The sequence below is a fragment of the Nonomuraea sp. NPDC049400 genome (genome assembly GCF_044466425.1).
In the GTDB taxonomy this organism is placed as follows: Bacteria; Actinomycetota; Actinomycetes; order Streptosporangiales; family Streptosporangiaceae; genus Nonomuraea.
In genome coordinates, this window is record NZ_JBITMP010000102.1 from 1 (window position 1) to 14,113 (window position 14,113).

Annotated in this window: 14 protein-coding genes; 4 read left to right on the forward strand and 10 right to left on the reverse strand. The window is 69.1% G+C overall.

The window, feature by feature from the left end:
* Positions 1–595 precede the first annotated feature (595 nt).
* The 4 genes from fabV to bioB all read right to left on the reverse strand — a co-directional run bounded on the left by fabV (position 596) and on the right by bioB (position 5,140).
* Positions 596–1,792 carry an enoyl-[acyl-carrier-protein] reductase FabV gene (gene fabV, locus ACIBVN_RS58860; protein ID WP_397151346.1) on the reverse strand — a complete coding sequence of 399 codons (1,197 nt, stop codon included), beginning with the start codon at positions 1,790–1,792 and terminating at the stop codon, positions 596–598.
* Positions 1,793–1,951: 159 nt separating this feature from the next.
* Entirely contained in the window at positions 1,952–2,695 is a 744-nt protein-coding gene (bioD, locus tag ACIBVN_RS58865) for a dethiobiotin synthase (RefSeq protein ID WP_397151348.1), read from the reverse strand.
* 23 nt (positions 2,696–2,718) lie between these two features.
* Positions 2,719–4,023 (reverse strand): adenosylmethionine--8-amino-7-oxononanoate transaminase, encoded by a 1,305-nt coding sequence (locus ACIBVN_RS58870; RefSeq protein ID WP_397151350.1) that lies wholly within the window; start codon positions 4,021–4,023, stop codon positions 2,719–2,721.
* On the reverse strand, positions 4,016–5,140 hold the full coding sequence (gene bioB, locus ACIBVN_RS58875) for a biotin synthase BioB (RefSeq protein ID WP_397151352.1): 1,125 nt from the start codon (positions 5,138–5,140) through the stop codon (positions 4,016–4,018). The genes ACIBVN_RS58870 and bioB overlap by 8 nt, the downstream gene beginning before the upstream one ends.
* A 122-nt stretch (positions 5,141–5,262) precedes the next feature.
* On the opposite strand from bioB, the gene ACIBVN_RS58880 reads away from it, so the two are divergent.
* Positions 5,263–6,402, forward strand: coding sequence for an 8-amino-7-oxononanoate synthase (locus tag ACIBVN_RS58880; RefSeq protein WP_397151354.1), 1,140 nt, complete (start codon positions 5,263–5,265; stop codon positions 6,400–6,402).
* Between the two features lie 611 nt (positions 6,403–7,013).
* Here ACIBVN_RS58880 and ACIBVN_RS58885 read toward each other — a convergent pair.
* A complete protein-coding gene (locus ACIBVN_RS58885; RefSeq protein WP_397151356.1) occupies positions 7,014–8,012 on the reverse strand; it encodes a hypothetical protein in 999 nt (332 codons plus the stop codon).
* Entirely contained in the window at positions 8,002–8,658 is a 657-nt protein-coding gene (locus ACIBVN_RS58890) for a VC0807 family protein (protein ID WP_397151358.1), read from the reverse strand. The genes ACIBVN_RS58885 and ACIBVN_RS58890 overlap by 11 nt, the downstream gene beginning before the upstream one ends.
* A gap of 128 nt (positions 8,659–8,786) precedes the next feature.
* On the opposite strand from ACIBVN_RS58890, the gene ACIBVN_RS58895 reads away from it, so the two are divergent.
* On the forward strand, positions 8,787–9,431 hold the full coding sequence (locus ACIBVN_RS58895) for a TetR/AcrR family transcriptional regulator (protein ID WP_397151360.1): 645 nt from the start codon (positions 8,787–8,789) through the stop codon (positions 9,429–9,431).
* A gap of 163 nt (positions 9,432–9,594) precedes the next feature.
* Here ACIBVN_RS58895 and ACIBVN_RS58900 read toward each other — a convergent pair whose 3' ends face one another.
* Positions 9,595–10,209 (reverse strand): TetR/AcrR family transcriptional regulator, encoded by a 615-nt coding sequence (locus ACIBVN_RS58900; RefSeq protein ID WP_397151362.1) that lies wholly within the window; start codon positions 10,207–10,209, stop codon positions 9,595–9,597.
* A gap of 46 nt (positions 10,210–10,255) precedes the next feature.
* Between ACIBVN_RS58900 and ACIBVN_RS58905 the strand changes: the two genes are divergently transcribed.
* Positions 10,256–11,194 (forward strand): beta-ketoacyl-ACP synthase III, encoded by a 939-nt coding sequence (locus tag ACIBVN_RS58905; RefSeq protein ID WP_397151364.1) that lies wholly within the window; start codon positions 10,256–10,258, stop codon positions 11,192–11,194.
* On the opposite strand, the gene ACIBVN_RS58910 is transcribed toward ACIBVN_RS58905, so the two are convergent.
* The gene (locus tag ACIBVN_RS58910; protein WP_397151366.1) at positions 11,164–11,340 is read right to left on the reverse strand and encodes a hypothetical protein; all 177 of its coding nucleotides are present in this window, start codon (positions 11,338–11,340) and stop codon (positions 11,164–11,166) included. The two genes, ACIBVN_RS58905 and ACIBVN_RS58910, sit on opposite strands and share 31 nt — an antisense overlap.
* 187 nt (positions 11,341–11,527) lie before the next feature.
* The gene (locus tag ACIBVN_RS58915) at positions 11,528–12,328 is read right to left on the reverse strand and encodes a thioesterase family protein (protein ID WP_397151368.1); all 801 of its coding nucleotides are present in this window, start codon (positions 12,326–12,328) and stop codon (positions 11,528–11,530) included.
* A gap of 488 nt (positions 12,329–12,816) precedes the next feature.
* On the opposite strand from ACIBVN_RS58915, the gene ACIBVN_RS58920 reads away from it, so the two are divergent.
* Positions 12,817–13,068, forward strand: a complete 252-nt coding sequence (locus tag ACIBVN_RS58920; protein WP_397151371.1) for a transposase family protein — start codon at positions 12,817–12,819, stop codon at positions 13,066–13,068.
* 260 nt (positions 13,069–13,328) lie between these two features.
* Here the strand turns inward: ACIBVN_RS58920 and ACIBVN_RS58925 are convergent, their stop codons facing one another.
* Positions 13,329–13,541: a hypothetical protein gene (locus ACIBVN_RS58925; protein WP_397151370.1), complete on the reverse strand. Its 213-nt coding sequence runs from the start codon at positions 13,539–13,541 to the stop codon at positions 13,329–13,331.
* Between the last annotated feature and the right edge of the window lie 572 nt (positions 13,542–14,113).

The following is a 14,113-nucleotide window of genomic DNA, read 5'->3' on the forward strand; positions in this document are numbered from 1 at the left end:
GCCGGCGGGGCGACGACCGCGCCCGCGACCGGCGCCTCTTTTGTCGTGCTGGCGGGCCTGGCCGGCCTCGGCCTGATCCCGGCGTCCCTGCTGCCTTCGCGTCCAGTGCGCAGCACCGCAGCTCCGGCGGCTATCGTGACAGATCATGACCGCGGCTCCACGGTGTTCCGGCGGCCGCGCTCTGGTGAGTTGTCCCGGTTCCCGGGCACCGGCTCTGCCATCTCCACCTCTGCCTGCCGATCTGCTCCGACGAGAGGGATGACAACCGAACCGGGCCGTCACATGCAGTAGCAAACGTGAGCTGACCAGACCGGCCGAGCAGCTCGGTCACGCCCAGTTGCCGCGTACCGAGGTTCAGCTGGGTCCTCGTTAGTTCGGTCAACGGGACGTGCTCGTGAACGCGGCCGGTGCCGTAGGCGCGGTCGCAGTCGCCCAGGGTGACGCGTCGGCGCTCGAAGTGGCCGAAGAACTTCTCCATTCTTGATCGGTGGGATGAGGTATTCCTCGCTGCGACGCGTTGAGGGAACGCCGGCCAGCGTTCACGGGCACGTCGACCAGCGTTGAACCGTCCATCGGAGATTTCTTTCCCGCGTTCTTATCCCAGGGTCGGCCAAGGGAGGTCCGGCTCGCAGGGCGCGGTGTAGTCCACGCCGTTCACAGCGAAGCCGTACAAGCGGCGGACTTCGGTAGTGAACCAGTCGATGTCGGCCAGGTCGGCGATGGTGTCGGGCGTGGCCTTCTCCCACCCTTCGGTCACCTGTTCCTGGACGGAAGGGTGCAGCTCCCATCTGTCGAGGCGGAGCCGGCTCTCCTCGTCCAGTTGGAGCTCGTGGGCGCCGGTGAGCTGGTCCCACATGTCCACTGCCTGGGCGATGGGGGACTGCATGGTGGCGCCGAGGACGCCGCGCAGCAGGCTGGTGTAGAGGGCGGTTCCCGGGATCGCGGTGGAAGCCTGCGTCACGGCCGCGCCGTTGACCGACGTCAGCGCCCGTCCGTCGACTCCGCTCAGTACGCCCTCGATGGTGAGCGCGGTGCCTTCCAGGTGGGCCTTCGCGGCGCCGATCGTGCCCTGACGGTAGATCTGCGAGGTGAGGTGCGAGCCGATGTAGGACAGCGCCACCGTGGTGAAGCCGGGGCGGAGCAAGCGGCGGGCGGCCAGGGCGTCCACCCACCGGGCCCAGTCCTCGCCGCCCATGACCTTGATCGTGTCGGCCTTCTCGGCGTCGGTGGCCGGGTCGATCCAGATGTCCTTCAGCGTCGGCACGTCCCTGCTGAAGTCCAGAGTCTTGGTGCCGTAGCCCTGGCCGATGGGTTTGAGCACCGACTGGTGGGTCTGGCCGGAGACGGGGTGGGTACGGCGTGGCGCGGCGACGCTGTAGATCAGGTAGTCGATGCCGCCGTCGAACTTGGTGCCGAGCAGGTCGAGCACCTGCTGCTTGGTGTCGTCGGTGAAGGCGTCGCCGTTGACGAAGGAGAAGTCGCTGCCGGCCCCGGCAGCCAGCTCGGCGGTTGAGAGGGTGCGGTACCAGCCTGCGGTGGCCGTGCGCCGGTCGGTCGGCGGTCGTTCGAAGCACAGGCCGACACCCTGGATCCCGTATCGGCGGATCCCGGCGATGGTGGCGGCCAGGCCGTACCCGGCACTGGAACCGATGATCAAGGCGGTCGGGCGGTCATGCATCGTCGCGGGGGCGACTTGATCGTGCATGTCCTGGACGACCTTGGCGCATCCAGCGGGGTGGGAGTCGAACAGGAGGAACCCACGCCCCCGGGGAGTGATGATCCGTGCCGTCATCGCGATCCTGTTCTTTGGGCCCGCGGGTCGATGCCCGTGGGGTGTGGAACGTGTGCCATGAGGTCGCCGGCCGTGGGAGATCCGAAACGTGACGGTGACGGTTGAGAAGGTCTGTCGTTGCCCGTCTTGAAGACTCTGTCTACTGATACTGGCGGCCTCTCATATTCGACTGGGTTCGGGATGTTGGGCGAGGAAGGCGCGGTGGCTCCAGGTGCCGCCGAGTTCCGGGGCGAGGTAGGCGCGGGCTATGGGGAGGAACGCTTTTCGATCGTGTTTCGCGCAGCGTTCCGGCAGGGCGCCCAGGAGGGGGGCGTTCGCCACGGCCGGCAGGTCGGTCAGGTTGCAGCAGGCGGCCAGATCGGGGGCGGCGGGCCAGCTGCCGATGACCAGGCCGTCCAGAGGCAGACCGCGGGTGCGTAGCGCTTCCGCGGTCAGCGCCGTGGTGTTGAGGGTGCCCAGTCCGGCGGTGGTGACCATCAGAACGGAGACGTCCACGCCGAGGTCGCGCAGTGCGACGGGGACGTCGGCGATGGTGCGGCCTTCTCGGTCGTAGCGTACGAGGAGGCCGCCTGCGCCTTCGACCAGGACGAGGTCGTGACCTTCTGCGAGTCGGGCGGCCTCTTCCGCGGCTCGACGGGGGCAGACAGGCGGGAGGCCGCTTCTGCGGGCGCCGGTGGCCGGCGCGAGCGGTTCGGGGTAGCGGGCCAGCTCGCTGCGGGTGACGGGGCCGGCCAGGCGGGCGACCTCGTCCACGTCGCAGAGTTCCCCGGGGACCAGCCCGGCTTGAGCCGGTTTCAGTACGGCGACGCGGCGGCCCGCCGCGACCGCCAGGGACGCGATGGCGGCGGTGACCACGGTCTTGCCGATCTCAGTCCCGGTGCCGGTGATGATCAGGACACGCATGAGGACGTTCCCCTCCGGAGGTGTCAGCCGGCCGCGGCGGCCGCGACGATCGCGGTGGTGATGCGGCCGAGGTCGGCGTCGTCGATGACGTAGGGCGGCATGGTGTAGACGAGATCTCTGAACGGGCGTACCCACACACCGTGTCGTGCGGCGGCGCGGGTGGCGGCGACCTTGTCGACGTCGTGGTCGAGCTGGACGACGCCGATGGCGCCGAGCACGCGGACGTCGCGCACCCCGCTCAGCCCGCGCGCGGGGGCGAGCCCGGACCGCAGTCCCGTCTCGATCCGTTTGACCTGGGCCTGCCAGGCCCCGTCCGCCAGGAGGTCGAGTGAGGCGCCCGCGACGGCGGCGGCGAGCGGGTTGCCCATGAACGTGGGGCCGTGGGCGAGCACGGGGAAGTCACCGCGGCCGATGCCGTGCGCCACCTTGGAGGTGCACACGGTGGCGGCCATGCTGAGATAGCCGCCGGTGAGCGCCTTGCCCACGCACATCACGTCCGGTGCGACGCCCGCGTGGCCGGCGGCGAACAGCGCGCCGGTCCGGCCGAAGCCGGTGGCGATCTCGTCGAACACGAGCAGGACCCCGTGCGTGTCGCACAGCTCGCGCAGTACCCGCAGATAGCCGGGTGACAGGAAGCGCATGCCGCCCGCGTTCTGCACCACCGGTTCGACGATGACGGCCGCCACCTCGTGCGCGTGCCGTTCGATCAGCTCGGCCAGATGCGCGGTGTAGGCGGGGTCGGGCCCGGCGTCGAAACCCGCGGGCGGGGCGTCGGCGAAGACCTGTCGCGGCAGCACGCCGGTCCACAGGGAGTGCATGCCGCCCTCGGGGTCGCACACGGACATCGGCTGGAAGGTGTCGCCGTGGTACCCGCCACGCCAGGTCAGCAGGCGTTGTTTGTCCGGATGGCCGAGCGACCGCCAGTACTGCAGGCACATCTTGACCGCCACCTCGACCGCGACCGAGCCCGAGTCGACCAGGAAGACGTGCTCCAGCGGATCTGGGGTCATCTCCGCCAGGCGGGTGGCGAGGCGGATCGCGGGCTCGTGGGTGAGTCCGCCGAACATCACGTGGCTCATCCGGCCCAGCTGGTCGCATACTGCGGCGTCCAGGACGGGGTGCCCATAGCCGTGGATGGCGGCCCACCAGGAGGACATCGCGTCCACCAGTTCCCGCTGGCCCTCGATCGGCTCGGCCAGCCGCAGCCGCACCCCGGAGGCCGATTCCACCAGCAGCGGGGTCTCGCGGCCCGGCATCGGCGCGTATGGATGCCACACGTGGGCCTGGTCCAGCTCCAGCAGCTTCTGGACGTGTCGCGGGTCACGCATTGGGCGCCAGGTCGGTACCGGCGCCGCGGCGGCGCAGCGCCACCAGGTCGGTGCGTGCGGACTCGGCGGTCGGCGCGTCACCGTGCTTGCCATGCGGGGCGGGCGCGGCCGCGCCGCGGTGCTCGGGCAGCGTGGCGGATCCGGTTTCCTCCACCACGAATCCCGCGTCCTTGATCATCTCAAGATCGGCCTTGCCCGGCTGCCCCTCGCTGGTCAGGTAGTCGCCGAGGAAGATCGAGTTGACGATGTGCAGGGCCAGGGGCTGCAGGCTGCGCAGGTGGATCTCCCTGCCACCGGCGAGGCGGACCTCCACGTCCGGGCAGACGAAGCGCACCATCGCCAGGATCCGCAGGCACCGCTGCGGGGTGAGCTCCCACGTCTGTGACAGCGGGGTCCCCTGGAAGGGGATGAGGAAGTTCACCGGCACCGAGTCCACGTCGAGTTCTCGCAGCGCGAAGGCCACGTCCACCAGGTCGGCGTCGCTCTCGCCCATCCCGGCGATCAGGCCGGAGCAGGCCGACATGCCCGCCTCACGCGAACGCCGGACGGTGTCCACCCGATCAGCGAATCCGTGCGTGGTGCAGATCTTGCCGTACTGGTCCTCAGAGGTGTTGAGGTTGTGGCTGTAGGCGTGGACGCCCGCCTCGCGCAACCGCGCGGCCTGCTGCTGTGACAGCAGCCCCAGGCATGCGCAGATCTCCACGTCGGGACTGCGCTCCTTGATCGCCTCAATGGTGCTGACGACCCGCTCGACGTCCCGGTCGGTGGGGCCGCGCCCGCTGGCCACCAGGCACACGCGCTTGGCGCCGCTCTCCGTCCCCGCCTCAGCCGCGGCGGCGGCCTCGTGCGGCTTGAGCCAGCTGTAGGTGAGGATCTCTGCTTTCGAGCCCAGCCGCTGGGAGCAGTACGAGCAGTCCTCAGGACACAGGCCCGACTTCAGGTTGACGAGGTAGTTGAGCTTGACCCGACGGCCGAACCACATTCGCCGCACCTTCCCGGCCGCGGCCACCACATCGAGCAGTTCGTCGTCGCAGGTCGCCAGCACGGCCAGGGCCTCCTCGCGCGTCGGCGTCTGTCCGCGCAGCCCCTTGTCCACCAGTGTGGTCAACAGTTCCATGCCTCGATCCTCCGCCAGGCCGTCGGCGACACCCGATGGCCGACCCGGACAAGATCATTCAGTCAATGTTGTAGAACGGCTCTACCACGGCCCCGTTCACACCCGGGCTAGATTCCCTGGCCATGCGCCCCAACCCATTCGACTGGATCGACGTACAGACCGACCAGCGCCGCCGCGCCGGTCTGGTCCGCGCCCTACGCCCACGGCCCGCCGACTCGGCGCTGCTTGATCTGGCCTCCAACGACTATCTGGGCCTGGCCAGGCACCCCGAGATCACGCGCGCCGCCGCCGAGGCGGCGACGCGCTGGGGAGCCGGGGCCACGGGCTCGCGGCTCGTCACAGGAACGACCGAACTGCACGCCGCGCTGGAAGCGGAGCTCGCGGACTTCACCGGCTTCGAGGCGGCGCTGGTCTTCGCCTCCGGATACGCGGCAAACCTGGCCGCCGTCACCGCACTGACCGGCCCAGGCGCCCTGATCTCCTCCGACCGCCACAACCACGCCTCGCTGATCGACGGCTGCCGGCTGTCGCGAGCGGAAACCATCATCGTCCCCCACGCCGACCCCGCCGCGGCGGCCAAGGCCCTGCAACACCATGACGGCCGTACCGTCGTCGTGACCGAATCGGTCTTCTCCGTGGACGGCGACGCCATGCCGTTGACCGACCTGGCCGAGGCCGGAGGTGATGTCGGAGCGGCCGTGATCGTGGACGACGCGCACGGATTCGGCGTGCTGGGGACAGGCGGGCGCGGAGCGGCGGCCGCCGCGGGGCTCGCCGGCGCACCTGACATCGTCTGCACGATCACACTGTCCAAAGCGCTGGGCAGCCAGGGCGGAGCGGTGCTCGGCCCGGCCCGCGTGATCGACCACCTGATCAACACCGCCAGAACCTTCATCTTCGACACCGGACTCGCCCCCGCGGCCACCGCCGCCGCACTGGCAGGCCTCCGCCTGCTGCGCCGCGACCCCGAGCGCCCGTCCAAGGCCCGCAACACCGCACGCGAACTGCACGCCAGGCTCGCCTCGGCAGGGCTGGACACGCCACAGCCCGCGGCATGCGTCTTGTCCGTACGCGCCGAGAACGCCGAAACCGCCGTACGCTGGACCGCCGCCTGCAGGGACGCCGGCATCGCCGTCGGCTGCTTCCGCCCGCCATCGGTCCCGGACGGGATCTCACGACTGCGACTGTCCACACGCGCGGACCTCACATCGCACGACATCGACCAGGTTGCCGATGTGATCATCCGAACGACTCGACGATGAAACCAGGCGCCGATCAGTGTCTACCGACCTGTCAGGCAGCAACGTGGGGCAAGGGCGACAGTGAGCGGGGCCGCGATCAGCGGCTCGAGCCGGCCGCCCGCTTCGTCGGCGCTGCGGGCGAGCAGGTTCTACTCGGGCGAGTTGAGCAACATGCGGCGAGCCGCCAGACCACTCCTGGGATTTCGCCACTATGGGAACGTCATCAGCTCCCCGTGATGTGGCCGGTACAGGTGATCTGACCGCCAGCGCGTTGGGCCTGGGAGTGGTCAGGCCGCACGATTGAGCTGCACCGCCGGGAGATCCGCGATCATCTCTAGCCTGCTGATGCTGATGATAAGTCCCGCTGCAAGAAGCCGGAGAGCCTGCACCGGTAGTTCCACCCCTCACCCAAGGTGACCGCGTTATTTGCGCCGCGTTGAGAAGTTCCGATTGCGGACGAGCCAGAGGACGCCGCTGCCGAGCAGCACAACGACTCCGAGCGGGACGGTGAACTTTCCGAATCCACCGATGTTGATCAGACCTCCGACGACGAGTACTGCACCGATGACAGCCAGACGAATAACCATGGTTCTCCGATCTCGAAAGCCCTATGTCAGGGCATTAGATGTGTTCTAGGACTTGCTCGCCTTGCCGTGCTCGGCGGCGAGGGCCTGGAAGGACGCCTTGGGCTCCCAGCTCATGTCCGGGGCGAGCTTGACGACTCCGTAGGAGGCCAGATCGAGGTCGTAACGGGGATCGGCGTGGTGGGGATATTTGTAGCCGGCGAAGGTGAACCAGAAGGCACTATCCACGTTCTCCTGCTCGAAGATGTGCAAGAGGTCACGAAGATAGGTGGCCTGCTCGTCTTCGTCGCGGTGGTAGTCGCCGTCCAGCCGCCACGGCTCGTGGTCGCGGTCGACGACCAGCCAGCCGCGCGCACCCTGATCCGCGGCGCCGCGGTAGGTGCAGCAGCCGAACTCGGTGACCACCACGGGCAGGCCGTGGCGGTGCAAATCACGGAGCTGCTCACGGAAGTTCGCGGCGTTGTGCGCCGCGCGGTAGGCGTCGGCGGCGACGTAGTCGAAGGGTGTCCAGTCCACACGCTCGAACGGCAAGGAGGCATAGGTGACCTTGCCGCCGAATCTCGGGCGGACCGTGTCGACGGCCTCGGCCAGAAAGGTGTTGAGCCGAGCTGGGACGGCGCCGAGCAGGCTCCGCAGGTCCGGTCCGGGGCTGGTGAGCAGAGCGGTGCGCGCGAAGAGGTCGTCCCCGGGCAGGAAGCCGCGGGCGAAGATGCTCAGCTCCCCTCCGACGACCAGAACGACGTCGGCGCCGTCCCGGCGCAGGTTCTCGGCGCGGGTGGCGCATTCGGCGAACAGCGGCAGCATCTGTCCGGCGGTCAGGTCGCACGGGAACGGCGCGAACCACACCTCGAGTCCGGCCTTAGCCGCATACTCGGCCGCGATGGTCAGCCGGTCCGGGTCGCTGCCGGAGATCCGCACCGCGTTGCAGTGCAGATCGCCCGCGATGACCCGCATCTCCTCGCGCACGATCGGGGAGTCGAACGCCTCCCGGGTCCACCCGGTCGACAGGCGAGCGCCGGTGTCGTAGTTGATTCCCTTACCGCGCACGAGGCCTCTCCGAGTCCGCTCGTGGGGTCAGGCGGTCGGCCGCCACGGCACGCTGCCCCCGACCGCGATACCACAGCACCCAACAGATCAGCAGTGCGATGGTGCCGATCTGCAGTGTCGGCGACAAGGCGGCCATGACGTCGATCGGCAGGAGGTAGATGAGCAGCAGCCGGACGATGGACTCGGTGAGGAGCACGCCCCCGATCACTGTGCTGAGCAGGACGAAGTGCCTGCGGAAGGTGGGCTGGGTTCGCCACCGCTCGTCCAGTTGCGCCAGCATCTCGTCTTTGCCGGCGTTGAGACGCCGGAGGAGGGTGTACAGGACCGGACGGCCGATCGCGCACGAGCCCACCAGGAGGAGACCCGCCGCGCCGGACAGGATCGACTCCCTGGCCAGCAGAATCCGGGGGTCGCCGGTCAGCAGCGATACGGCCAGCAGCAGTGCGAAAGTGACGCCGACGAGGGCGGCGAGGCCGTCCAGCCGATGCCGGACCACGGCGATGAAGCCCACCCGGATGAGAGCCGCCAGCCCGCCGACGGCCAGGGCGAGCAAGACGTCGAACCCGAGTGCCCGGCACACGTAGAAGACGATGGCCGGCAGGCCGACGTCCCACAGCAGCCCCATGAGGAGCGCGCGTCTATCCATGAAGAAGCCTCTCTGACCGGCGTGCTCGCCATCCGAAATAAGATACTGAAAGTAGCTTACATGCCTCTTGTGCCTGACGAGTCATCGGAATGTGGGATACTTTGGGTGTCCAATTGAGAGGATGGGTGATGGTTGACCGCGACAGCGGATCCGATCACGACACCAGGAACGTGATCGAGGAGGCGGCACCCAAGGCGACCCGCCGGCGCGGCGCCGCGTTGGAGCAGGCCATCCTGCGGGCAGCAGTCGAAGAACTGGCCGAGGTCGGTTACCTGAACCTGACCATGGACGGCGTCGCCGCGCGCGCCGGTACCGCCAAGAACGTCATCTACCGGCGCTGGCCAAGCCGCGCGGCGCTGTGCGTCGCCGCCTACCGGCGGATGCTCCCGGCCGACCCCGAGGACACCCCTGACACCGGCGATCTTCGCTCGGATGCGCTCGCCCTGCTCACCCGTGCCAACGACCGGATGTCATCGCCGGTGGGCAAGATCCTTAGCGAACTGCTGGCCGACATCCAGGCCGACCCCGAGCGGATGCGGGAACTACGCGAACAACTCGGCCGCGCGAGCGTCGGGCCCTGGCTGACCATCCTGGCACGCGCCTCCGCCCGCGGTGACGTCGGCCCCGCAGCGCTAACGCCACGGGTGGCCACCGTCGCGGTCGACCTGCTCCGCAACGAGTACGCGCTCAATGGCGTGACCACCGTCCCGGACAGCGTCCTGACCGAGATCGTCGACCAGGTGTTCCTTCCCCTGGTACGAGCACACGGCTGACTCACCGTGCCCGACACCGGCACGACCCCAACCTCATCACTTCACAAGGCCACGTAGTCGACGAAGCCGACGGCGCCTGATCGACGCTGATGGTGTGGCTGAAGTGCTGTCAGCGGCTGGGACGGTTCCCGCGGTTGGCCGAGATCCCGGCCCCACCTTTGATTCAACGAACCACCGCTAGCCCCCCTAGACGTCCGCGTACGGCGCGGCGGGCCAGCGCCGCGGCTTCGGGGTCGTGGTGCAGCTGGATCGCGTGGTTGAGCGCCATGACCACGCCGAGCAGCTCGAACGCCAGCTGGTCGGCGTCCGTGTCCACGGGCAGGTCTCCGGCCCCCACGGCGCGCCGCGCCTCCTTACGCAACCGCTCGCGCCAGGCGTCGAACAGGGCCGCGACCGCGTCGCGCACCGGCCCCTTCCTACCGTCGAACTCGTGGGCCGCCGCCACGAAGAAGCACCCGCCGGGGAAGACCCCGCGCTCCAGGTAGGAGATCCACGCCTCGCAGAGCGCGCGCAGCCGGGGCAGGCCGGGCTCGGCGGGCAGGGCGGGCTCCCAGACCTCGGCGCGGAACACCTCTGCCGCCCGGTCGAGCACCGCGAGCTGCAGCATCTCCTTGGAGCCGAAGTGCCCGAGCACGCCTGACTTGCTCATGCCCAGGTCGAGGGCGAGGCGGCCGATGGTCAGCCCTTCCAGCCCTTCGGTGGAGGCGATGGCGACCGAGCGGTCGAGAATGGCCGTACGGGTGCCGAGTGCCTCGGCGACGGATCTGCGCGGACTCATGCGGCCACTTTAGCGTCCGAACGTTCGGTTGCTATAGTTCGGCGGCATGAGCGGATCACGACTTGTATCCACAGGCCACTACCAGCCTGCCAAGGTCCTGACCAATGACGATTTGGCTGGCATGGTGGACACCAGCGACGAGTGGATCAGGCAGCGGGTCGGTATCCGCACGCGGCACGTGGCCGAGTTCGGCGAGAGCGTGGCCGACCTGGCCGGGCACGCCGCCGCCAAGGCCTTGGCCGGTAGCGGCCTGGACCCGGCCGGCATCGACCTCGTACTGATCGCCACCTGCACGCAGACCGAGCGCGCACCCAACATCGCCTCCCGCGTCGCGGCCCGTCTCGGCGTGTCCGCCGCCGCCCTGATGGACGTCGGGGTCTCGTGCTCGGGCTTCACCCACGCCCTTGCCGTGGCCGACCACACGATCCGCGCGGGCGCGGCCACGAACGCCCTGGTTGTCGGCGCGGACAAGATGACGGCGGTCACCGACTGGACCGACCGGACCACGTGCGTCCTGACCGGCGACGGAGCGGGGGCGGCCGTGGTCAGCGCGGCCCCGGAGGCGGAGATCGGGCCCGTGGTGTGGGGGTCGGCGCCGGAACTCGGCACCGCCGTACGCATCGAGGGCACGCCCACGCGCTTCTCCCAGGACGGTCAGACCGTCTACCGCTGGGCCACCACCCGGCTGCCCGAGATCGCCCGGCGGGCCTGCGAGCGCGGCGGCGTACGCCCCGAGGACCTGGCCGCGGTGGTGCTGCACCAGGCGAACCTGCGCATCATCGAGCCGATCGCCAAGAAGCTCGGCGCGGTCAACGCGGTGATCGCGCGGGACGTGGTGGAGTCCGGGAACACCTCGGCCGCCAGCGTTCCGCTGGCCCTGTCGAAGTTGCTGGAGCAGGGGGTGGTGCGGCGCGGGGAGCCGATGCTGCTGTTCGGCTTCGGCGGGAATCTGTCCTATGCGGGGATGGTCGTACGCTGCCCTTGATGGGCGGCGAGTACCGCGCGTATGTCCTTTATGGCCCGCAGGGTTCCGCGTACGGTGCCGGTGACCTTGGAGCGGCCGGCGCACGGGAAGTAGTCCACGTCGGTCTCCGCGACCCGCCAGCCGGCGGCGGCGGCCCGCAACACCATCTCCAGGGGTAGCCGAAGCGCCGGTCGGCCGGCTGCAGACCGAGCAGGGCGGTGCGGCGGCAGGCCCGTATGGGGCCGAGGTCGCGTACCGGCACCCCGGCCGCGCGCCGTAGCCGGCGCACCAGGTGCCCAGGCGGGGGTGGACCGGCCAGGCGCGCGCCGTCGCGGCCACCCTGTGAGCGTGCTGCTATTGGAGGATGGCGAGTTGCCGGGACTGGGCGACCAAAGTGCCTTGGGAGTCCCAGATGTCGCAGTCTTCTTCGTGGAAACCGCCGGTGAGGTGCCGGGTGTTGATCTGGCAGGCCAGCCAGCCAGGTGCGGGCCGGTTCCGCAGATGGATGGTCAGTTCGATGGTGGCGGAGGGGAGTTCACCGAGTTCCATGACGGCCGGGTAGGCGGCGTCGGCCAGGAATGGCAGGCTCACCAGGTCGGGTTCGCGGCCGTCGGCGAACCTCATCCAGAAGGTCATGCTCGGGTCGCCGCTGGGCTGTCCGAGCAACCATCCGGGCGGCTGGGTCACACGGTATTCGACCCGATCGGCGACGGTGATGCCGGGCAGGGCGATGTCGGCCAGCGGATCAACGAGCTCGTCCGGCGTGGGCAGGTCGGGCATGGTCGCCAAGGAGAGGGTTCGGCCGTCGGCTTGGTCGAGGTCTGCGAAGGTGGCGACGATGCGCAAGATTTCCTTGCCGTCTTGGTGTATCCGGGCCTCGCTGGTGGAGGTCCGGCGTCCTCGGCGGGCCGTCTCGACATGGATCTGTGCTTCTCCGGGTGTCCCTGGCCGGAGGAAGAACGCCGATGCCACCAGCGGGTCGGGGAACTCAGAGTGCTGCTGCAGTGCGCGAACACCCACGGCCATCAGGTAGCCGCCGTTGGGGTTGCCGGTGGCCGTGTTCCAGCGGTCGGTGAGCTTGGCGGTGTAGGTGTCGCTGCCTGCCGGGGTGGGCCGGGTGTCCTGGTCGAAGTGGTGCTCGGTGGTCTGCTGCATGGGACAGAAGTTACTGAACAGCTGGAATCTCTCCTGTTGCGGGGTGGGCGACGAAGCCTTGTCCCTCGCTGGACCGGACATTCCGATCCTCGGCGTCGGGCGCCGAATGCCGCTCAGGTCGGGCCGTCCGTGGGAATCGCACCGCCGGGCTCTCGCAGAACGTGACCGTCTTGGCCTTGCCGGGTCATAGGGCGGTGAGGACACGCGGGCAGCGCTGCTCAAAACCCCCCTGGCAGCGACGACGAGGAAGGGAACCATGGGGTTCTCATCGGGGGCAGAACCGCGCCTGGAACGGCTTGACGAACGTGGTCATCGGGTCGTTCCAGTCGCCATTTATGTTGGTTACGACCAGGCGCCCACCGTTTGTCAACGGCCGAGTGCGTGTGGGTCTGGCCCACTTTCCGTGATTGGCCATACTTCCAAGATCACGATTATGTTGAGCTGGATACGGGCCGGTGCCGGTATCGGGACGCTGCTCTGTGTCGATCATGGAGCTGTTGGCGGTCGTGTTCCCGCACCTTGCCGCCGTTCGTGTCGAGCGGGTGGACTGCATGGGCGCGACCGTGCGGGTGAAGGCCGCGACGACGGAGCCGAAGGGCGAATGTCCGGCCTGCGGATGGGAGTCGGTGCGGGTTCATAGCCGTTATGAGCGGTGCCTGTCGGATCTGCCGGTGGCCGGGCAGGAGGTGCCGGTCCAGGTACGGGTGCGCCGTTTCTTCTGCGACAACCCCCGCCTGTGACAAGCAGACCTTCGCCGAGCAGGTTCCCGGACTGACCAGCAGGCACGGCCGGCGCGCAGTAGGGCTGCGGACGGTGGCGCTGGCTCTGGGTGGTCGTCCCGGTGCCCGTCATACCGCCCGCCTGGCCTGTGCGGTGGGCCGCTCGACGCTGCTGCGGCTTTTGCGGAGCTTGCCGGATCCGCAGTTGCATAGACACTGTCTTCGATAGGTGGTAGACAGTGTCTATGCAAGGAGAAAGCTCTCTTGGTGAGCGGCACAGTTCAATGAGCTTGCGCGGTCGTGGTGATGGCTTGGACAACGTGCAGAGGCGGGGTCAGGGGAGTGAGCTGCTCGAAGTCGCGCAGTAGCGCGGTGAGCCCAGCCTGGAAGTGGTCGCCGGGGGTGGTCACGTCGTCGGCTCCGAACGGGCGAACCGACGGACGGGCTGCCAGGCGACCAGCGGACGAGCGGGCCAGCCGACCGGCGACCAGCACCCGGCGTCCCCGCAGGCCGACGCCCCGGCAGACCGGCAGGCCATTCCACGGTGGCCGGGCCGGCCGGCGGGCGGGTGGTTACTGTCTGTCCGGTCCGGGGCTACGAATCCTGGCGAGGCTGCTGACCTGCGGTATTCCCACCCAAGAACAACAGGGAGGCGACCCCGGGGGGGCCAGTCCCGGACGGCCGCGGGACACCGGGCCGCGCACCGCACGCCTACCGCGCCATACAGACCGAACACTCCCGCCTGGGTTGCCGCACCGCCACACAGATACAGCCCTTACGATCGCCACAGTGTGGCTGGGCACCGCCATGGGTTGCTGGGGGCGATCGACGAGCCGTGCTGAGGAACGAAGCACGGCTCGTCGAACAAGGTGTGGTTGCGGTGCGCTGCCGAGTTGAGGCATATGTCAGCGAGAATCGCAAGCACTCTTGGGCAGGGCATAATCGATCTTCATGCTCGGCGATCGGGGGGCCCAATGGACTGGGTCGTTGAATGGGTGCGCGCGGCCGGCGGCTTGCCGTTTCCGCTGGTGGCGGCCGTGGCCGGGTTCATGGGGTTCGCCGAGTC